This window comes from Neorhizobium sp. R1-B, from assembly GCF_004368875.1.
GTDB lineage: Bacteria > Pseudomonadota > Alphaproteobacteria > Rhizobiales > Rhizobiaceae > Neorhizobium > Neorhizobium huautlense.
The window spans coordinates 16,106-35,650 of record NZ_SOEM01000002.1; the positions used below are offsets into that span (position 1 = coordinate 16,106).

Genomic DNA, 19,545 nt, shown 5'->3' on the forward strand with positions numbered 1-19,545 from the left:
GGATTTCATCTGTGAGCGAGCGGGCGATGACACGAAAAAAAATCCTGACCTATATGACCCTGGTGATCGGCTTCGGCCTGGCTGGATATCTGCTCTATCACACCTTCCGCGAATATTCCTTTTCCGACATCACCGAATCCATAGCGGCGATCCCCACATTCAACCTGCTGACCGCTCTCGGTTTTGCCTTCGGCTCCTATCTCTGTCTGACCGGCTTCGACTGGATCGGCGTGCGCTATGTGAAGAACGATCTCGCTTATCCGAAGATCGCGCTCGCCTCCTTCATCAGCCTGTCGATCGGCCAGAGCGTCGGCCTTTCCGGCTTGAGCAGCGGCGCCTTGCGTTACCGTTATTACGCCCATTGGGGCATGGATACCGAGGATGTCGCCAAGATCGTGCTGCTCTCCGGCGTTACGGTCGGCATTGGCATGATGGTCCTCTCCGGCATCGTCATGGTCGTGAATCCGAAAGACGCGGCGGCCGTGCTGCGCATTGGCGAAAGTGCCGTGATCGGGATCGGTACCGCCTGCTTTGCCGCGACCGCCGGTTATCTCGCTCTTGCCGCTTTCGTACGCACGCCGTTAAAAATCCGGTCCTGGACATTCCAGATGCCGACCTGGCAGATCGCGGTCGCCCAGGTGGTGATCGGCACCATCAATTTCGCGCTGGTTTCGGCCTGTCTTCGCGAAGTGATGGCCGCCAGCGCGGATGTAAGCTACCTCAAGGCCGCCACTGCCTTCGTGCTCGCCAATCTGGCGATCATCATTACCCATGCCCCGGGCGGGCTTGGTGTGCTGGAGGCGACGGTAAGGCATGTGATGGGCGACCAAGCGTCCATCGGCTCGCTCGTCGCCTTCCGGGTGATCTACTTCTTCATCCCGTTCTTCATCGGGGTGCCATTGTCCTTGATCGTCGAAGCGGTATTCCGCGCCAGGAAGGCGAGGCGGGCTTCGGCGGAAGGGCTTCAGACGAGCAGGCCGGCGTCGGTTTGATCGCTTCGGCGAACTGCAGTATCCGATATCTCTAACATCATCACATCAGGCCAAATCCGAAGCCGCAAGGCAGAAGCGCCCTTACAACCAGAAAAAGGAACCTGCATAGATGGCAGCCAGCGCCACGATGTTTGTTCGATCTTTCTTCCATGGAACACGGGCGGATTTGAAGCCTGGCGAGCTGATCGTTGTCGGACACCGGTCAAACTTCATCGCCGACCCGCTGTCCTGGGTCTATTTCTCCGGAACTTTGGATGCCGCGATCTGGGGAGCTGAACTTGCGGCCGGCGGCGAGCGGCAACGTATCTACGTCGTGGAGCCAATCGGCCCGATTGTCGATGACCCCAATCTGACGGACAAGAGATTTCCCGGCAATCCGACATTGTCCTATCGATCCCGCGACCGCTTGCGGATTATCGGCGAGGTGACCGGGTGGCAAGGGCACTCGCCTGAACAGATCGAGCAGATGAAGGAGGGGCTCGCCCGCCTGACGGAAGAGGGTGCCAACACGATCATCGACTGATCGTTCTGTTGAAGAGCGGATGCTCTCGACGATATCTTGAGAGTGTCACGCCCGGCTACTCTTGGCCATCATCCGCCGCTCGTGTTCGAGAAGCCAGCGCTTCCGCCACAGTCCACCGCCATAACCTGTGAGGCTGCCGTTGGCGCTCAGAACCCGATGACACGGAATGACGATGGCGAGCTGGTTTGCTCCGTTGGCGCCCGCAACGGCCCGAGTGGAGGAGGGTAGGCCGAGTTCGGCGGCAATCGCACCATAGGTGCGTGACACGCCGACCGGAATGTCGCGGAGTGCTGTCCAGACCTGCCGCTGGAACGGGGAGCCATGGCCGGCAAGCCGTGTCCTGAAACCACGGTCGTCACCTGCGAAATACGCCCCGAGTTCCGCCTCGATCTCATCGATCGGCGGATGCCGCCCCATCACGATGCCGCTGCCAGTGAAGGTTTGAAGCTTCCGGATCTCCGCCGGCAACGCTTTGCGTTCGGAAAATTCGAGAAGGTGGAGGGCATGCTGGTCGGCGATCGCCATCATCGGACCGATCGGCGTCTCGATCCAGTCGGCCCTGAGCAGTGTCTTGTCGCGCAGGTTAGCGGGAGCGGCTCCGAAGAGCTTGGTCACGGCGCTGCGGAAACCGCTGCCGGACTCGTAACCGGCGTCCAGCTGCGCGTCGATGACGCTGGCACCGGATGTCAATGTCTCGGCGGCCTTCCCCATTCGCCTCAGTCGGGCGATCTCCAGAAAACTCATGCCGAACTTTCGCTTGAAGGCGCGCCGTGCGGTGGAAGGGTCGATGCCAAGCGCAGCGACGTCGTCCTCGCCCCAGCGCCGCTCCGGATCGGCATCGAGCGCCTGGATGAGCCGCAGCACCATCGTATCGGCCTCGCCGAGCTTGAGCATCGGGCGGCAGCGGCTGCAGGGGCGGAAACCTGCCTCGAGGCATTGGGCGATCGTATCGTAGAAGGCGGTATTCTCTCGCTTCGGCTTGCGGGCCGGGCAGGTGAGGCGGCAGAAGATGCCGGTTGTCCTCACTGCCGCCCAGGCAAAACCTTCATAGGCTGCGTCGCGTGCAACCAGCGCATCATAGAGAATGTCGTCGTTTGGGCGTTCGAAAAGCATGGCACTTTTCTAACCTGGAACAGAAAAAGGCGCCGCCGAAAAACGGGCGCCTATTCTTTTTTTCGGCTCGCTCAGAGATCGGCGTGTTCAGCCGGCTCCGTCGGGCGGGCCGGGCGTTCGGAGGGGTCGCGGCCGACTTCGGCCTTGAGCGTCATCAGGTCGATGAAATGGTCGGCCTGGCGGCGCAGGTCGTCGGCGATCATCGGCGGCTGCGTCTGCATGGTCGAGACGACCGAGACCTTGCGGCCCCTGCGCTGCAGGGCTTCCACAAGCGTGGTGAAATCGCCGTCGCCGGAAAAGAGCACCAGGTGGTCGACGGTTTCGGACTGTTCCATGGCGTCGATCGCCAGCTCGATGTCCATATTGCCCTTGACCTTCCGGCGCCCCATGGAATCGGTAAATTCCTTCGCAGGCTTGGTGATAACCTTGTAGCCGTTGTAGTCGAGCCAGTCGATCAGCGGTCGGATCGAGGAATATTCCTGGTCTTCGATGAGGGCGGTGTAATAATAGGCCCGGAGGAGATAGCCGCGCTTCTGGAAAGCCTTCAAAAGTTTCCGATAGTCTATATCGAAGCCGAGGCTTTTCGAGGCAGCGTAGAGATTGGCGCCGTCGATAAAGAGAGCAATCTTCTCCCTTGGGTCAAACATATTGTCTCCATCCCCTTTTTTTATAAACCTGCTTGGCAGGCAGAGCTTTGGTCAATATTTGTGTACCAAACCTCCCGAATAATCCACTACATTAAGAACTATTCATATAACTGTCATTTATGGCACGATTCGCAATAATCCAAGCAGCTTGCGGTTGAATCAGGCCGTCGCCCCCAGGAGTCATCGGTGAAGGAAACTAGTGCGTGGTCAGGAAAAACTTGAATTTGCCGTGCAATGGCTGTATCGGGCGTATCAATTCCGAAAATCCATGACCCAAAGGACAGGCAATGGCCCGTGTCACAGTAGAAGATTGCATTGACAAAGTCGATAACCGTTTCGAGCTGGTTCTGCTCGCGAGCCACCGCGCCCGCCAGATTTCCCAGGGCGCTGCGATCACGATCGACCGCGACAATGACAAGAATCCGGTTGTCGCCCTTCGGGAAATCGCCGACGAGACGCTTTCCCCCGACGACCTCAAGGAAGACCTCATCCATTCGTTGCAGAAGCACGTCGAAGTGGACGAGCCGGAGCCCGATCCGGCTTCGCTGATCGCCGCCGGCGGGGTTGCAGTCGCATCCGACCGCGACGAGGACGAGGACGCTCCGGAAACCGTTACTTTCGACCAGATGTCGGAAGAGGAGCTCCTTGCCGGCATCGAAGGCCTGGTGCCGCCGGAAAAGAGCGACGATTACTAAGCGAAACACTCGCTTAGCAAGTTTTCGTTCATTCTCTCGCCCTAATCTGTCTGAATGTTTTAAGATGGCTGCGCTGACCGGACGGTTGGCGCGCCATTTTCTTTTCGGCAGGGCCGGTCGGCCACTTGAGGATCAGGGACTCTTTTCAGGATGATGCGGCAATACGAGCTCGTGGAGCGGGTTCAGAAGTATAAACCCGACGCCAACGAAGCTCTCCTTAACAAGGCCTATGTTTATGCCATGCAGAAGCATGGCCAGCAGAAACGCGCCAGCGGCGATCCTTATATCTCCCATCCGCTTGAAGTCGCCGCCATCCTGACCGACATGCATCTCGACGAGTCGACCATCGCCGTCGCGCTCCTGCACGATACCATCGAGGATACCACCGCCACCCGCGCCGAGATCGACGAATTGTTCGGCGAGGACATCGGGCGGCTGGTCGAAGGGCTCACCAAGCTGAAGCGGCTCGACCTGGTATCGAAGAAGGCGAAACAGGCGGAAAATCTCCGCAAGCTGCTGCTCGCCATCTCCGACGACGTGCGCGTCCTTCTGGTCAAGCTCGCCGACCGGCTGCACAACATGCGCACGCTGGACCATATGAAGGCGGAGCAGAAGGCGCGCATCTCCGAAGAGACGATGGATATCTATGCGCCGCTTGCCGGCCGCATGGGTATGCAGGACATGCGCGACGAGCTGGAGGATCTGTCCTTCCGATATATGAATCCCGAGGCCTACGAGACGGTCACCAAGCGGCTCTCGGATCTTGAGGCGCGCAATGAAGGCCTGATCAAGAAGATCGAGGATGAGCTGCGCGAGCTGCTGATCGCCAACGGGCTCACCAACACCTATGTCAAAGGGCGGCAGAAGAAGCCCTATTCGGTGTTCCGCAAGATGCAGTCGAAGTCGCTCTCCTTCGAGCAGCTTTCCGACGTCTACGGCTTCCGCATCATCGTCGACAATATCCCGTCCTGTTACCGCGCGCTCGGCATCGTCCACACCCGGTGGCGCGTCGTGCCGGGCCGCTTCAAGGATTACATCTCCAATCCGAAGCAGAACGACTACCGCTCCATCCACACCACGATCGTCGGTCCCTCCCGCCAGCGCATCGAGCTGCAGATCCGCACGCAGCTCATGCAGGAAATTGCCGAATACGGCATTGCTGCCCACGCCCTCTATAAGGATGGAAAGGGCGGAGAACTCCTTCCGCGAGAATCCAACGCCTATTCCTGGCTGCGCCACACGATCGAATCGCTTGCCGAAGGCGACAGTCCCGAGGAATTCCTGGAGCATACCAAGCTCGAACTTTTCCAGGACCAGGTCTTCTGTTTTACCCCCAAGGGAAAACTGATCGCCCTGCCGCGCGGTGCCACCCCGATCGATTTTGCCTATGCGGTGCATACCAATATCGGCGACACCACGGTCGGCGCAAAGATCAACGGCCGGATCATGCCGCTCGTGACCCGCCTCAACAACGGCGACGAGGTGGAGATCATTCGCTCGGGCGTGCAGGTGCCGCCGGCCGCCTGGGAAGAGATCGTCGTCACCGGCAAGGCACGCTCGGCCATCCGCCGCGCCACCCGTATGGCCATCCGCAAGCAATATGCGGGTCTTGGGCACCGTATCCTGGAGCGCACCTTCGAGCGCACCGGCAAGGTCTTTTCCCGCGAGGCATTGAAGCCGGCGCTCCACCGGCTGGCGCATAAGGATGTGGAGGATGCGATCGCCGCCGTCGGACGCGGCGAACTCTCCTCGCTCGACGTGCTGCGCGCGGTCTTCCCAGACTACAAGGATGAGCGCGTTACCGTGAAGCCTGCCGATGACGGCTGGTTCAACATGCGCAGCGCCTCCGGCATGATTTTCAAATTGCCGAACCAGAGGGCCGTGGCGCCGGAGGAGATCGAGGCCGGACTGGATCCGCTGCCGATCCGCGGTCTGTCCGGCAATATGGAAGTCCGCTTTGCGCCGAGCGGCGCGGTGCCTGGCGACCGCATCGTCGGCATCATGGAAACGGACAAGGCGATCACCATCTACCCGATCCAGGCTTCGGCCCTGCAGCGATTCGATGACCAGCCGGAGCGCTGGATCGATGTCCGCTGGGACCTGGACGAGGCGAACAAATCGCGGTTTTCCGCCAAGATCGAGGTCAACACGCTGAACGAACCCGGTACACTCGCGACGGTCACCCAGACGATCGCCCGTCTCGATGTCAATATCCGTACGCTGGCAATGGGTAGCAACCGCGCCGCCGATTTTTCCGAGATCAGCATGGAGGTCGAAGTCTGGGACCTGCGTCAGCTCAACCAGCTTCTCTTGCAGCTGAAGGAACTCGACTGCGTCGCAAACTTGAAGCGGGTGTATGACTAAAATTCGCGGCTAAGGCCGACAATCAGGCATAGGCTCCGGAAATCAGCAGAATGGCTCCGACTGCCATCATGGCCACGCCCGGCCAGTTTCTGCTGAGGCTCAGGAAGCCGATGCCTTGGCGCCGGGGTTCCAGGGTCGGCTTCGCGTCGGCCTGACCGGAACGGTGCGGCTCGCTGAGCCGGCGGCGATCCAGGGCACCGCGAAACAGATACAGCAGCCCGGCAACGAACAGGATTGATCCAAGAACGATTGTCAACACCTGAGTCCCACCTCCTTTTGGACCCCGCCCGATCAGTATAGCGCAACGACGCTTATATTGGGAGTGGGCGCTACTTTTAGGGGAGATGTCGAATATCCAATGCACGGCCTCATTTCTGTTGCCCATTTTTCAACCCGATCTAGCATTTCGCCATGCTCCCAGCGCAAGGCTGGCCGGCGTTCGTCGCGTTGGTAATACGTGAGCGCGCATCTTATATTGTTGCAGTGCAATATGAGAGAGAAAGAAGAAACAATCATGTTTGACTCAGTACGCAAATTCGCCCGCGCCTTCCGCGTCCCCACCACCCAGGACCGCGAAGTCGCCTATCTGAACGAAGCCCGCGACCGGATCGATCTCGAATACCGGATGCGCCAGGTCGACCGCGGCATGTTCCGCAAGTCCGGCTTCTAAGAGCCTGCCCGTCCTCCGCGCGGAACTGCCGCGCGGTTTGCAGATTGGCGCATCCGCAGACGATGCGCCCGGCGTTCAGATCGCTCCGGCAGCAATGCCCGATCACGGGCGGCCAACTTTCGCCATCATCTTCGGCTTCGGCTATGGCCGTTGATTGTTCCGAAGATTGCCGCGGCATGAAGGCTTTAGCCCCGTGCCGCCGAACGATGATAATGCCCGATGCCATTCCGCCGCCGCACCCCGCTCGGATTTCGTGACAGACTGCTCCGCGCCGTTCTGCCGCCGAGGGGTTTTCGCCGCAGCCTCGATTATTATCGCCTGAAGGTGATGCGGATCGGGGGGTCGCCGCACGCGGTCGCCGCCGGCCTTGCGATCGGCGTGGTGAGCGCATGGACGCCGTTTCTCGGCCTTCACATGCTCCTTGCGATCCCGATCGCCTATCTGCTCGGTGGAAGCGTCATCGCCGCGGCGCTTGGTACGACATTCGCCAATCCGATTACCTGTCCCATCATCTGGCCGCTCACCTGGAAGATTGGGGAAGTCATGCTCGGCAACGAAGCTGCCGGCCATGACCACCTCGATCTCGGCGCGCTTTTCCACCGCCTCGACCTGTCGCAGCTCTGGCGCCCGATCCTGGAGCCGATGTTGATAGGATCGCTGCCGCCGGGGGTGCTTTCGGGGCTTTTCTTCTATGTCGTGACCTATTGGGCTGTGCGCAGCTTCCGCGACCGGCGTAGGCAACGCTTGACGGCGCGGGCCGGAACGCTCAAGTCATTGTAAACGCGACCGAGCGCACGAAGGAAGAATTTCATGATCATCGGCATGGGCAGCGACCTGATTGACATCCGCCGCGTCGAAAAATCGATCGAGCGGTTCGGCGAGCGTTTCACCCACCGCTGTTTTACCGAAATCGAGCGGGCGAAATCCGATCGCCGTCAGAACCGGGCTGCATCCTATGCCAAGCGTTTCGCCGCCAAGGAGGCCTGCTCCAAGGCGCTCGGCACCGGCATGGCCCAGGGTGTGTTCTGGAGAGACATGGGCGTCGTCAATCTTCCGGGGGGCAAGCCGACCATGGTGCTCACCGGCGGCGCATCGGAGCGCCTCGCCGAGATGATGCCGGCGGACCATGAACCCCTCATCCACATCACCATCACCGACGAATACCCTTATGCCCAGGCCTTCGTGGTCATCGAGGCGAGGCCTCTCGCCCGCTGATCGTCCGCCCCGTTGCCCATCAGCCATTGCCGCCGCTCCGTGAAGGGGTTAGAAAGCGGCACTTTGCTGGAAAGAGAAAGAACTTTGAACGTGTCCGAAAAAGCCCAGACCAAGCCGCAGAACAGCCTTTGGGAAAATATCAAGGTCATTATCCAGGCGTTGCTGCTGGCGATGGTGATCCGCACCGTCCTCTTTCAGCCCTTCACCATTCCCTCCGGCTCGATGATGCCGACCTTGCTCGTGGGCGACTATATCTTTGTCAACAAATTCGCCTACGGCTATTCGAAATACTCGCTGCCGTTCTCGCCGAACCTGTTTTCGGGCCGCATTTTCGAGTTCAGCGAGCCTGAGCGTGGCGATGTTATCGTCTTCCGCCTCCCGAGCCATCCGGATGTGGATTACATCAAGCGTCTGATCGGCTTGCCGGGCGACAAGGTGCAGGTTACCGACGGCGTGCTTCTGATCAACGGCAAGCCGGTGCCTAAACAGGGTGACGGTACCTTCACCTCCGACTACAGCCTCGATCCGGGCACCGATGTGCCGGTCTTCCGCGAAACCCTCGATACCGGCGTCACCTACGACACGCTTGATCATTCGCCGGTCTCGCGCGGCGATAACACCCAGGAATTCACAGTTCCCGAAGGGCACTATTTCTTCATGGGCGACAACCGTGACAATTCCCTCGACAGCCGCTTCGATGTCGGCATGGTGCCTGCCGAAAATCTGGTCGGCCGCGCTAGCATCATCTTCTTCTCGCTCGGTAACGACACCTCGTTCCGGGAAGTCTGGAAATGGCCGACGAACATGCGCTGGGATCGCCTCTTTAAGGTCGTCCACTGATGAAGGCCAAGGCGCTTTCGGCGGAGGATCGCGGCCAGCTGGAAAAACTGATTGGCCACGAATTCGCCGACAAGCAATGGCTGGACCGGGCGTTCACCCATGCGAGCACTGGTTCGGCCAAGGGCGCGAATTACGAGCGGCTGGAGTTCCTGGGCGATCGGGTGCTTGGCCTCTGCGTCGCAGACCTCCTGTTCAAGACCTTCCGGTCGGCGACCGAAGGCGAGCTTTCGGTGCGGCTCAATCAGCTTGTCAGCGCCGAAAGCTGCGCGCATGTTGCCGATGAACTGGAACTGCACCGTTTCATCCGCACCGGCGCCGATGTGAAGAAGCTCACCGGCAAGCGAATGATGAATGTTCGCGCCGATGTGGTGGAAAGCCTGATTGCCGCGCTCTATCTCGATGGGGGGCTGGAAGCCGCGCGCGGCTTCATCCTCCGGTATTGGGAAAGCCGCGCCGCCCGCGCCGACGGTGCGCGGCGCGACGCCAAGACCGAGTTGCAGGAATGGGCGCATGCCAAATTCGGCCTGACGCCTTCCTATCGCATCGACGACCGATCCGGCCCGGACCACGATCCGCGCTTCACCGTCACGGTGGAGGTGCCGGGAGTGGCGCCGGAAACGGGCGTAGACCGCTCAAAACGCGCTGCCGAACAGGTCGCTGCGACCAGGATGCTCGAACGTGAAGGCGTGTGGCAGAAGCCCGCCGGAGAATGATTGGACAAGATGACCGAAAACGACAACATCCCCGCTGACGAAGAAGAAGTCGGCGCGACCCATTCAGGCTTCGTAGCGCTGATCGGCGCGACCAATGCCGGCAAATCGACGCTGCTGAACCGGCTCGTCGGCGCCAAGGTGTCGATCGTCAGCCACAAGGTGCAGACGACGCGCGCCATCGTGCGCGGCATCGCCATCCACAACAATGCCCAGATCGTTTTCATGGATACGCCCGGCATCTTCAAGCCGCGCCGCCGGCTCGACCGCGCCATGGTGACGTCCGCCTGGGGCGGGGCGAAGGACGCCGACCTCATCCTCCTGCTGATCGACAGCGAGCGCGGCATCCGCGGTGATGCCGAGGCGATCCTGGAAGGCTTGAAGGAGGTCCATCAGCCGAAGATCCTGGTTTTGAATAAGATCGACCGGGTCCGCCACGAGGATCTTTTGAAACTCGCTGCTACCGCCAACGAGGCGGTCGCTTTCGAGCGCACGTTCATGGTGTCTGCCACCACCGGTTCCGGTTGCGACGACCTTATGGATTATCTCGCCGAAACGTTGCCGGAAGGTCCCTGGTATTATCCGGAAGACCAGATCTCTGATCTGCCGATGCGCCAGCTCGCCGCCGAAATCACCCGCGAAAAACTGTTCCTGCGCCTGCATCAGGAGCTTCCCTATGCGTCCCACGTCGAGACCGAGAAATGGGAGGAGCGAAAGGACGGTTCGGTCCGTATCGAACAGGTCATCTATGTGGAGCGCGACAGCCAGAAGAAGATCGCTCTCGGCAAGAACGGCGAGGCTATCAAGGCGATCTCCACCGCCTCCCGCAAGGAGATTTCGGAGATCCTCGAGCAGCCCGTCCACCTCTTCCTGTTCGTCAAGGTCAGGGAAAACTGGGGCGACGATCCGGAGCGTTTCCGCGAGATGGGGCTGGATTTCCCCAAAAATTGAGCGGATTTTCCGCCGCATTCCTGGAACGATTATAAAAAGTTATTGCTAAAGCCCGGACCGCGCGTCACCCTGTCGTAAACAACGAGAGGTCCGTGAATGGCTGACATTGGATTCTTCAACGGCAATGCCGAGATGGACGCTACCTGTCCCATCGGTTTTTATAGTTGGAGCGTCCCGGAGAACAGAGTGTACGGCGATGAAATCATCGCTGATATATTCGGTGTTCCCTACAGCGACCTCGTGGAAGGCGCGCCGATCGAGCTGGTCATCCGGTATATCGACGAGGGTGACAAGCAGCGGGTCGCCAAGGCGATCCACGATGCAATCATCACCGGCCTGCCTTACCAGGCGAAGTATGGCCTCACTCACCCCGACGGTCGCAAGATCTCGGTGGCGGCGAACGGCCGCTGCCTGCGGGATGTGGAGGGTGTTCCGTCGATCTACAGCGGCACGGTCACCGTCCAGTCGTCCCTCGATCCAACGGTGGGTGACCCGTTGGAAAGCCATTGCCGGGCCGCCCTTGGCATCGCCACGAGACGCCGCCATACGCTCGCAGCGCGCTATCTCTCATCCGCGCTGAATGTGATCGGCGGCAAAAAAGAGTTCTGAGGGCGCTCACTTCTTCTGCTGCCGATCCATCAGCACTTTGACCTCCTGGTAACGTCGGCGGTTCTCCTGCTCCTGCTCGTTCGGGCCATAACATGTGTCTGAAATGCAAAAGCGCAGGAGATTGAACGGCGGCTGCGGCTTGTCGAATTCACACTCGATCTCGTTGTTGAAATCGGTCGGCTTGGCATCTTCCCGTGTGGAATAGGTAAGCCTTGCGCCCGGTGGATCGAGTTCCGGGTAGGATTGCACGATGCCGGTCTTGACGTTCGGCACCAGAAGGAAATTCTTGGCGACCATCACGCAAGCCTGTTCCAGCTGCGGCGATTGGGCGGCGGCGGGGGAGGCAAGGAGAGCGGCAGCCGGCAGGGCGGCCAGTGCGACAAGAAGAACGTTTTTCATAAGGGCTCCCGGGCTTTGTGATCTGAAGTGGAAATTTCGCACAGGAATCCAAATGGAGCCCGATTTGTTCCAGGCAAGACGGGACAGGCTACAACTTCCCGGAAGAGCGTAAATTCCAGAAACCGATTCAGTCTGAAGCACTTATCGGGTAGAACTGAATCACATTGGAAGGATGTTAAAGCAGCACATGCAGTGGCAGGACGAAGGCATCATCATTGGCGTCAAGCGCCACGGCGAGACGAGCGTCATCGCCGAATTGATGACGCGCGAGCGCGGGCGGCATATGGGGCTCGTCCGTTCCGGCCGCTCGCGCGCCATGCAGCCAGTCCTGCAGCCGGGAAATCGGGTAGAGGCCGTCTGGCGGGCGCGTCTCGATGAACATCTCGGCGAATTCAAGCTGGAGCCGGTGCGGCTGAGGGCCGCGAAACTGATGGAGACGGCGACCGCCGTTTATGGCGTGCAGGCCATGGGCGCGTTGCTCCGGCTGTTGCCCGAGCGTGATCCGCACCCTCATCTCTTCGAGGCGCTGGACGTCATTCTCGACGCGCTGGACGACCCGGCCGACGCCGGCGAACTCTTCGTGCGCTTTGAACTGGCAGTCCTGAACGATCTCGGCTTCGGCCTCGACCTCACCGAATGCGCCGCGACCGGGATTACCGAGGATCTCGTCTATGTCTCGCCGAAAACCGGCCGTGCCGTCTCCCGCGCAGCAGGCGCTCCCTATGCCGACCGCATGTTGGCTCTGCCCGGCTTTCTGGGCGAGGGCGCAGCGAATGCAGCCGACCGGGAAAGCATGGCGGCGGCCTTCCGCCTTACCGCCTTTTTCCTGCACCGGCATGTCTACGAGCCCCGAGGTCTGACGGAAAACGCCGCCCGCGACGGTTTTGTGCAGGCGGCGTTGAAAGCCTTGTCTCAGGCAGCGGAACGGCAGGCCGGCTGAGCTGTGTTATTCGGCCGGCTGGGCAGCCGGCATCGATCGGTCGACCGCCTTTTCCTGGATCGGCCAGTGGACGACCGCAGCGAAGATGCCGAGCCCGACGCCCAGCCACCAGACGGGGTCATAGGAGCCGAAGCGGTCGTAGAGATAACCGCCCATCCACACGCCGAGGAACGAGCCCACCTGGTGCGACAGGAAAACGATGCCGCCGAGAAGCCCGAGATGGCGTGTGCCGAACATGATGGCGACAAGCCCGTTGGTGGGCGGCACGGTGGAAAGCCACAGCAGTCCCATGACGATTGCAAAGACGATGACGGTCGTCGGCGTCTGCGGCAGAAGCAGGAACGCGGTCACTGCGATCGAGCGGCCGATATAGATGTAAGCGAGGAAATAGGGCTTCGAATAACGCTGGCCGATGAAGCCGGCGCCGAGCGAGCCGATGATGTTGAAAAAGCCGATCAGCGCCATGGCGATCACCGCATAACGCGCGTCGATGCCAATATCCCCGAGATAGGCCGGAAAATGCGCGGTGATGAAGGCAACCTGGAAGCCGCAGACGAAAAAGCCGGCGGTAAGCAGCAGGTAGCTCTGATGGCCGAAGGCTTCCTTCAGGGCCGCGCTCACCGACTGCTGGAACTGACTGTGGGACTGGCTTCCCGAGCTTGCATTGCCCCGCAGCGGGAAGGCGAGCAGCGGCACGATCAGCATCATGACCGACATATAGACCAGGCTATCGGACCAGCCGAAATTGCTGATCAGCGCCTGGCTTAGCGGCGCAAACAGGAACATGCCGGCCGATCCGGCTGCCGTGCCGATGCCGAACGCCATCGATCGCTGCTCGGGGGTCACGTTGCGGGCAAAGGCCGACAGGATGACGCTGAAGGAACCGGCGCCGATCGCCATGCCGACCAGCACACCGCCGCCGATATGCAGCCAGATCGGCGCGCTCGCATTGGCCATGAGAATGAGGCCGGCGGCATAGAGTACGCCGGACATGGCAAGCACGCGCCCCGTGCCGTATTTGTCGGCAAGCGCCCCAAAAAAGGGCTGGCTGAGACCCCAGAAGAGGTTCTGGATCGCCATCGCCAGACCAAAGGTGGAGCGGTCCCAACCGGTATCCTGCAGCATCGGAAGCTGGAAGAAACCCATGGCCGAGCGTGGCCCGAAGGTCAGCATCGCGATCAGCGCGCCGGCGGTGATGATCAGCCAGGGCATCGGCGAGCGCACGGTTTGGGTCGCGGATTGGCTCATAGGGTCCTCCTGCAATGAGGGGCAAATCATACCCCTGCCGGCGGCATTCGAAAAACAACTTTTGCTAAATCGATCCATCACCGCATTTGATGAGGGTCACGGTGTTCCGGGCGGATCGATTGCTGCGGGTGCCGCACGCGCAAGCCGGGCTTCCCGCCAGATGGTGAAGATGCCGGCGGCAATCACGATCGTGCAGCCGGCGATCATGTTGACCGTCATCACCTCGCCGAAAAGGAAGACGCCCATCAGGCAGACGATTACGGTCTGGATATAGGACATCGGCTGTACGACGACGGCATCGAGCAGGTCATAGGCGCGGATCAGGAGATAATGCCCGCTCATGCCGGTGATACAGAGGGCGATCATCCAGAACCAGTCGGCAAGCGTGATTTGCGTCCAGTAGAACGGGCCTACGAACGTAATCGCCAGCGCACCGGCCACGCCGGTGTAGAAGAAGGCAGTGTCTGGCGTGTCCGTGCGGCTCGCGAGCCGTGTCATGATCGAATAGACCGCAAACATCAGCGTGCCGACGATCGGGATGATGATCTTGGTGTCGAATGTCGCCTGCAGCGGGTTGATGATCAACAGGATGCCGATGAAGCCGATGCCGATCGCCGCCCAGCGCCGCCAGCCGACCCGTTCTCCGAGAAACGGCACCGAAAGGCAGGCGACGACCAGCGGCGTGGCTGCGAAAATCGTATGGGTAGGCGCAAGCCCGACCCGCGCAAAGGAGAAGATCGACACCACGATCTGCGTGACAAGCAGCACGCCGCGGGCGATCTGCAGCCAGGGCCGGTTGGCGGTGACGACGCCTTTCAATCCCACGGGCGAGCGGCCCGCGAGGAACAGCGCGAAGCCTGCAAAGGCCCAATAGCGGATCATTGTCACGAAAATCGGCGGATAGGCGGTGCCGAGATGTTTCGAAATGCCGTCCTGCATGGAAAAGATGGTCACGGCCGAAAGAGCGCAGAGAAGGCCGATGGACCGAGGTGTCATGCGGGAGGTCTACTTCTAATCGGGCGGTCGCACCGGCAGGATGAGCCGGGCAGGGCAGGGAAAGGGAATAGCTAGTCCGTTTTCGCCGTTCGCCAAGATGTCAGGCAACCTGCTTTTGCGAATACCTGCCATGCGCTGGGCGGGATGGAAGCCAGGCTAGCCAGCCAAGGCCGCAGCTGTCGTGCCTACCGGGCGAACTTGCGCGCACCGGCGACGCAGAGGATCACGGCGAGCGTCACAGCGAACATCATCCAACTGACGGATTCGTGCAGAAGGGTCGCCGCGAGTGCCAGCCCGAGGAACGGCTGCAGGAGCTGCAACTGGCCGACTGAGGCGATGCCGCCGAGCGCGAGGCCGCGATACCAGAAAACGAAGCCGATCAGCATGCTGAACAGCGAAACATAGGCAAGGCCCGCCAATGCGGGCGCTTCGATGCCGGAAAAGGTGTCAGGCATGGTGGCGACCGCTGCAACGATCATCGGCGGCAGCGACAGGACGAGCGCCCAGGAAATCACCTGCCACCCGCCGAGCCTGCGGGAAAGTCTCGCCCCTTCGGCATAACCGAGGCCGCAGGCAATGATGGCGGCAAGCATCAATGCGTCGCCGACGGGCGACGCCGTCAGCCCCTGCGCCAGCGCGAACCCGGCCACCAGCCCGCTTCCGAGAATCGAAAACAGCCAGAAGGCGGGCTTAGGTCTCTCGCCGCCCCGGATGACACCGAAGATGGCCGTTGCGAGCGGCAGCAGGCCGACGAAGACGATCGAATGCGCCGAGGTCACGTGCTGCAGCGCAAGAGCCGTCAGCAGCGGAAACCCGACCACGACGCCGAGGGCAACGACCGCCAGGGGTACCACGTCGCTCCGTACAGGCCGCTTCTCCCGAAACAGCATGAGCAGCCCGACCGCCAATATTCCGGCGATTGCGGCCCGCGCGACCGTCAGGAAGACCGGATCGAACTGCATCACTGCAACGCGGGTGGCGGGCAGCGAGCCGCTGAAGATGACCACACCGATAAACCCGTTGATCCATCCGGCTGCTGTACGGTCCATGAAGCACTCCATCATTTTCGCAGTCCTTATCGATGAAGGCGAATGGCTTCACCAGCCACAGTCTGATACGGTTTGGAAAAACTGTTATGGTAAAGGATCCAGTACGGATGAACGGCGAGGCAGCGGATGGCACCCGGGTGTCGATGGTCATGACGACGATCAGGCAGCGCATCGCCGGCCGCAGCCTGACGCCGGGCGCCAAGCTGCCCTCAGTTCGCGGGCTGGCGGGCACACTCAGGGTTTCCACCTCGACGGTGGTCGACGCTTATGAACGCCTCGTCGCCGAAGGGGCGATCCTGTCGAGGCCGGGGTCGGGCTTCTATGTCGCAAATCAGGCTGCGCCATTCTCGCTCTCGGAGGTTGGTCCCAGGCTCGACCGCGCCGTCGATCCGTTCTGGGTCTCCCGGCAATCCCTTGACGCAGGCGAGGGTGGGTTGAAGCCGGGCTGCGGCTGGTTGCCGCCTTCCTGGCTTCCGGAGGAAAGCATCCGCCGGGCCTTGCGAGCACTGTCCCGCAGCGAAGGTCCCTCGCTGGCCGACTACGGCTCGCCGCTGGGCTTGCCGCCGCTTCGCCAGTTGATCTCGCGTCGCATGGCCGAACGGGGGATCGAAGCGTCTCCTGATCAAATCATGCTGACCGAATCGGGAACCCAGGCGATCGATCTCCTGTGCCGTTTTCTTATCGAGCCCGGCGATACCGTGCTGGTCGACGATCCCTGCTATTTCAACTTTCATGCCTTGCTGCGGGCCCACCGCGCGAAGATCGTCGGCGTCCCTTACACGGCCTCCGGCCCCGATCTCCAGGTGTTCGCCGAAATCTGCGCCGAGCATCGGCCGCGTCTCTACATCACCAATTCCGCCGTTCACAATCCGACCGGCGCCGTGCTTTCGCCGGTGGCGGCCCATCGCGTCCTGAAGCTTGCGGATCAGTTCGATCTTACCGTCATCGAGGACGACATCTTTGCCGATTTCGAGCATGCCGCGGCGCCGCGTCTGGCCGCCTTCGACGGGCTTGACCGGGTCATTCATATCGGCAGTTTTTCGAAAACCCTGTCCGCCTCGGCGCGCTGCGGTTTTGTCGCCGCAAAGCCTGAATGGATCGAGGGCCTGACGGACCTCAAGATCGCCACCACCTTCGGCGGCGGGAGGCTGACGGCGGAACTGGTCCTCAACGTATTGAGCGACGGCAATTACCGCAAACACGTCGAAGCTCTGCGGACGCGTCTGTCGCAGGCGATGGCCGAGGTTTCGGCAAGACTGAAGGGGCTCGGCATCACGCCCTGGATCGAGCCGCAGGCCGGCATGTTTCTCTGGTGCCGGCTGCCGGACGATCTGGATGCCGCACGCGTTGCGCGGGCAGCCCTGGAAAGGAACGTGGTCCTGGCGCCCGGAAACGCTTTCAGCCTGTCACAGGCAGCGACCGGCTTCATGCGCTTCAACGTTTCGCAGATGCTCGACCCGCGCGTCTTCGAAGTGGTGGGCCATGCCCTTATGCAAGCCCAAGCTCCAGACGGCCGTACCTAAGCCGGAACCGTTTCCTTCAGCAGCCCGGATACCATCACGAGAAACGCCTCCGTGGCCCTCTTCGAGGCGGCCTCGGGATCCTCCGCTCCGGCAATCCAGAGTGCGGCGCTGAGCGTCGCGCCATTGACGAGCCGTGCGGTCGCCTCCGCATCCACGTCCCTGATCGTGCCTTCGTCGATGAGTTTCTGGACGCTTGCCGTCATGGAGCGGAGACAGGCGTTCTGGTTCGGCCAGTTCGAGGGGTCGCCCAGCACCGCCGGCCCGTCGAGCAGCATGATGCGGCGGATCTCGGGCTCCAGCGCCATCTCGATATAGGCGATGTTTTCATCGACGAACCCCTGCCAGGCGGTCTTTGCTCTGCTGGAAATCGCGCAGAGCCGGTCGGACATTTCCGCGTCGATTTCGGCGATGACCGCCTGCAGCAGGCCCTTCTTGTCGCCGAAATGGTGGTAGAGTGCGCCGCGTGTCAGGCCCGCTTGGCCTGTGAAATCGTCCATCGACGCTTCCGCATAACCTTGCGTGGCAAAGGCATGGCGCGCTGCGGCGATCAGCTTGGCCCGTGTTTCGGCGATCATTTCCTTGCGCGGCTTGTGGGCCATCGGAACTCCAGAAATTATTCGCATACGTCACGTATGTTAATTGACATGCGTGACGTATGTGTCTATCTAACTCTCATACGCGGCGTATGTAAAGGTCATCCCACGATAACTCAAGGAGCCCGTCATGCCCAATCCCTATGGTGAAATATTCCGGAGGCCGGGGACGAAAGCTTTCTCCGCCGCCGGTTTCATCGCCCGCCTGCCGCTGCCGATGACGACGATCGGCGCCGTCGCGATGCTGTCGCAGACCCATGGCGAATATTGGATCGCGGGGGCGGTGTCGGCGACGTTCGCGCTCGCCAATGCTTTCATCTCTCCCCAGGTCTCCCGCTGGATAGATGCCAAAGGTCAGTCCGCCGTGCTCGTGCCGACGACGGCCATCACCTTTCTTGCACTTGTCGGCCTTGCCGCTGCGGCCTGGCAACGCTGGCCGAACTGGACGTTGTTCGCCTTCGCTCTGTTGGCCGGCATGATGCCGAGCATGATGGCGATCGTAAGAGCCCGCTGGACCGAGATCTACCGCGACCAGCCCGAACTCCATACCGCCTTCGCGTTCGAATCCGTGCTCGACGAGGTGGTCTATATCTTCGGTCCGGTGGTCGGTATCGGCCTCAGCGTTTCCCTCTTTCCGGAAGCGGGCGTTCTCGCCTCTGCCGCCTTCCTCGCCATTGGCACGGCCCTCTTTGTCGCACAGAAATCGACCGAGCCGAAGGTCGATCCGCAACGCGACACCGGCAGCGGCTCGGTCATGCGGCTCCTCTCCATGTGGTTCGTGGTCACGGTCTTTGCCGGCATGGGCACGATCTTCGGTACGGCCGAGGTCGCGGTCGTCGCCTTCGCCGAAGCCATGGGCAATAAGGGTGCCGCAAGTTATATCCTCTCGGCCTATGCCGCCGGTTCGTTTGTCGTCGGCCTCATCATCGGCGCCATCAAATTCAAGACGCCGCTCGCCCGCCGCCTGATCTTCGCCAGCCTGATCGCCGCCGTCACCACCTTGCCCATGCCTTTTGTCGGCAATCTCTGGACGCTGACGCTGGTGATCTTCCTGGCCGGTGCGGCGATCTCGCCGACCTTCATCACCGGCATGAGCCTGATCGAGCGCATCGTGCCTTCGTCACAGCTCACCGAAGGCATCACCTATGCCATGACCGGCGTCGGCATCGGCTTTGCGATTGGCTCCTCGCTCGCCGGCTGGACCGTCGATGCCTATGGTGCCTCGAACGGCTTCTGGGTAGCAGTCGCCGGCGGCCTCACCGCACTCGCCACCATGCTCCTCGGTTACGGCCGCCTCAGCAACCCCGCGCGCCAGGTGGCTCCGCCATCTGCCGCATTAAACCCGGCGGAATAGGCTGCCTCCGGGACGCCGGCTATACAATTGCGATACATCCTCTGAACAGGCCCGGATTGGCCGGTTGGTGCCAGAGTCCGCCCGTGGTAGATTTGCCGCGGGCGGACTTTTGCA

Annotated in this window: 22 protein-coding genes; 14 read left to right on the plus strand and 8 right to left on the minus strand. The window is 61.2% G+C overall.

The features are described from left to right. The first annotated feature begins 26 nt into the window (after window positions 1–26). Window positions 27–992, plus strand: a complete 966-nt coding sequence (locus EDE05_RS02800) for a YbhN family protein (RefSeq protein WP_132410067.1) — start codon at window positions 27–29, stop codon at window positions 990–992. A 109-nt stretch (window positions 993–1,101) separates the two neighbouring features. Then, window positions 1,102–1,515 carry an NAD(+)--rifampin ADP-ribosyltransferase gene (arr, locus tag EDE05_RS02805; protein WP_132410065.1) on the plus strand — a complete coding sequence of 138 codons (414 nt, stop codon included), beginning with the start codon at window positions 1,102–1,104 and terminating at the stop codon, window positions 1,513–1,515. Between the two features lie 45 nt (window positions 1,516–1,560). On the opposite strand, the gene EDE05_RS02810 is transcribed toward arr, so the two are convergent. Next, window positions 1,561–2,628: a trifunctional transcriptional activator/DNA repair protein Ada/methylated-DNA--[protein]-cysteine S-methyltransferase gene (locus EDE05_RS02810; RefSeq protein ID WP_132410063.1), complete on the minus strand. Its 1,068-nt coding sequence runs from the start codon at window positions 2,626–2,628 to the stop codon at window positions 1,561–1,563. Between the two features lie 71 nt (window positions 2,629–2,699). Beyond that, window positions 2,700–3,275, minus strand: coding sequence for an NYN domain-containing protein (locus EDE05_RS02815; protein WP_105373751.1), 576 nt, complete (start codon window positions 3,273–3,275; stop codon window positions 2,700–2,702). A 287-nt stretch (window positions 3,276–3,562) separates the two neighbouring features. Between EDE05_RS02815 and rpoZ the strand changes: the two genes are divergently transcribed. Next, complete coding sequence (gene rpoZ, locus EDE05_RS02820) at window positions 3,563–3,970, plus strand: DNA-directed RNA polymerase subunit omega (protein WP_105373750.1); 408 nt, start codon at window positions 3,563–3,565, stop codon at window positions 3,968–3,970. Between the two features lie 150 nt (window positions 3,971–4,120). Beyond that, window positions 4,121–6,334, plus strand: coding sequence for a bifunctional (p)ppGpp synthetase/guanosine-3',5'-bis(diphosphate) 3'-pyrophosphohydrolase (locus tag EDE05_RS02825; protein ID WP_105373749.1), 2,214 nt, complete (start codon window positions 4,121–4,123; stop codon window positions 6,332–6,334). A gap of 22 nt (window positions 6,335–6,356) precedes the next feature. Here the strand turns inward: EDE05_RS02825 and EDE05_RS02830 are convergent, their stop codons facing one another. Further along, the gene (locus tag EDE05_RS02830; RefSeq protein WP_132410061.1) at window positions 6,357–6,593 is read right to left on the minus strand and encodes a hypothetical protein; all 237 of its coding nucleotides are present in this window, start codon (window positions 6,591–6,593) and stop codon (window positions 6,357–6,359) included. A 255-nt stretch (window positions 6,594–6,848) separates the two neighbouring features. Between EDE05_RS02830 and EDE05_RS02835 the strand changes: the two genes are divergently transcribed. The 7 genes from EDE05_RS02835 (at window position 6,849) to EDE05_RS02865 (ending at window position 11,329) form a co-directional block, all read left to right on the plus strand. Beyond that, window positions 6,849–7,004, plus strand: coding sequence for a DUF3563 family protein (locus EDE05_RS02835; RefSeq protein ID WP_105373747.1), 156 nt, complete (start codon window positions 6,849–6,851; stop codon window positions 7,002–7,004). A gap of 219 nt (window positions 7,005–7,223) precedes the next feature. After that, complete coding sequence (locus tag EDE05_RS02840) at window positions 7,224–7,784, plus strand: DUF2062 domain-containing protein (RefSeq protein ID WP_132410059.1); 561 nt, start codon at window positions 7,224–7,226, stop codon at window positions 7,782–7,784. Window positions 7,785–7,814: 30 nt separating this feature from the next. Beyond that, window positions 7,815–8,219, plus strand: coding sequence for a holo-ACP synthase (gene acpS, locus EDE05_RS02845; RefSeq protein ID WP_105373745.1), 405 nt, complete (start codon window positions 7,815–7,817; stop codon window positions 8,217–8,219). A 90-nt stretch (window positions 8,220–8,309) separates the two neighbouring features. Next, complete coding sequence (gene lepB, locus EDE05_RS02850; protein ID WP_105373769.1) at window positions 8,310–9,059, plus strand: signal peptidase I; 750 nt, start codon at window positions 8,310–8,312, stop codon at window positions 9,057–9,059. After that, window positions 9,059–9,772 (plus strand): ribonuclease III, encoded by a 714-nt coding sequence (gene rnc / locus EDE05_RS02855; protein WP_207914828.1) that lies wholly within the window; start codon window positions 9,059–9,061, stop codon window positions 9,770–9,772. Before lepB ends, rnc begins: the two co-directional genes overlap by 1 nt. Window positions 9,773–9,781: 9 nt before the next feature. Next, window positions 9,782–10,720, plus strand: coding sequence for a GTPase Era (gene era / locus EDE05_RS02860; protein ID WP_134100515.1), 939 nt, complete (start codon window positions 9,782–9,784; stop codon window positions 10,718–10,720). A 96-nt stretch (window positions 10,721–10,816) separates the two neighbouring features. Then, window positions 10,817–11,329 (plus strand): PAS domain-containing protein, encoded by a 513-nt coding sequence (locus EDE05_RS02865; protein ID WP_105373743.1) that lies wholly within the window; start codon window positions 10,817–10,819, stop codon window positions 11,327–11,329. Between the two features lie 6 nt (window positions 11,330–11,335). Here EDE05_RS02865 and EDE05_RS02870 read toward each other — a convergent pair whose 3' ends face one another. Next, on the minus strand, window positions 11,336–11,728 hold the full coding sequence (locus EDE05_RS02870) for a hypothetical protein (protein WP_105373742.1): 393 nt from the start codon (window positions 11,726–11,728) through the stop codon (window positions 11,336–11,338). A 187-nt stretch (window positions 11,729–11,915) separates the two neighbouring features. Here EDE05_RS02870 and recO point away from each other — a divergent pair, with 187 nt between their 5' ends. Continuing rightward, a complete protein-coding gene (recO, locus tag EDE05_RS02875) occupies window positions 11,916–12,668 on the plus strand; it encodes a DNA repair protein RecO (RefSeq protein ID WP_132410053.1) in 753 nt (250 codons plus the stop codon). Window positions 12,669–12,674: 6 nt separating this feature from the next. On the opposite strand, the gene EDE05_RS02880 is transcribed toward recO, so the two are convergent. The 3 genes from EDE05_RS02880 to EDE05_RS02890 form a co-directional block, all read right to left on the minus strand. After that, a complete protein-coding gene (locus EDE05_RS02880; protein WP_132410051.1) occupies window positions 12,675–13,916 on the minus strand; it encodes an MFS transporter in 1,242 nt (413 codons plus the stop codon). Between the two features lie 96 nt (window positions 13,917–14,012). Beyond that, window positions 14,013–14,912 (minus strand): DMT family transporter, encoded by a 900-nt coding sequence (locus EDE05_RS02885; protein ID WP_134099908.1) that lies wholly within the window; start codon window positions 14,910–14,912, stop codon window positions 14,013–14,015. 185 nt (window positions 14,913–15,097) lie between these two features. Further along, the gene (locus EDE05_RS02890; RefSeq protein ID WP_105373738.1) at window positions 15,098–15,961 is read right to left on the minus strand and encodes a DMT family transporter; all 864 of its coding nucleotides are present in this window, start codon (window positions 15,959–15,961) and stop codon (window positions 15,098–15,100) included. An 86-nt stretch (window positions 15,962–16,047) separates the two neighbouring features. On the opposite strand from EDE05_RS02890, the gene EDE05_RS02895 reads away from it, so the two are divergent. After that, complete coding sequence (locus tag EDE05_RS02895) at window positions 16,048–17,484, plus strand: PLP-dependent aminotransferase family protein (RefSeq protein ID WP_208325200.1); 1,437 nt, start codon at window positions 16,048–16,050, stop codon at window positions 17,482–17,484. Here EDE05_RS02895 and EDE05_RS02900 read toward each other — a convergent pair. Next, complete coding sequence (locus EDE05_RS02900; RefSeq protein WP_134099910.1) at window positions 17,481–18,083, minus strand: TetR/AcrR family transcriptional regulator; 603 nt, start codon at window positions 18,081–18,083, stop codon at window positions 17,481–17,483. The two genes, EDE05_RS02895 and EDE05_RS02900, sit on opposite strands and share 4 nt — an antisense overlap. Before the next feature lie 124 nt (window positions 18,084–18,207). On the opposite strand from EDE05_RS02900, the gene EDE05_RS02905 reads away from it, so the two are divergent. Then, window positions 18,208–19,431 carry an MFS transporter gene (locus EDE05_RS02905; protein WP_134099913.1) on the plus strand — a complete coding sequence of 408 codons (1,224 nt, stop codon included), beginning with the start codon at window positions 18,208–18,210 and terminating at the stop codon, window positions 19,429–19,431. The last annotated feature ends 114 nt before the right edge of the window (window positions 19,432–19,545 follow it).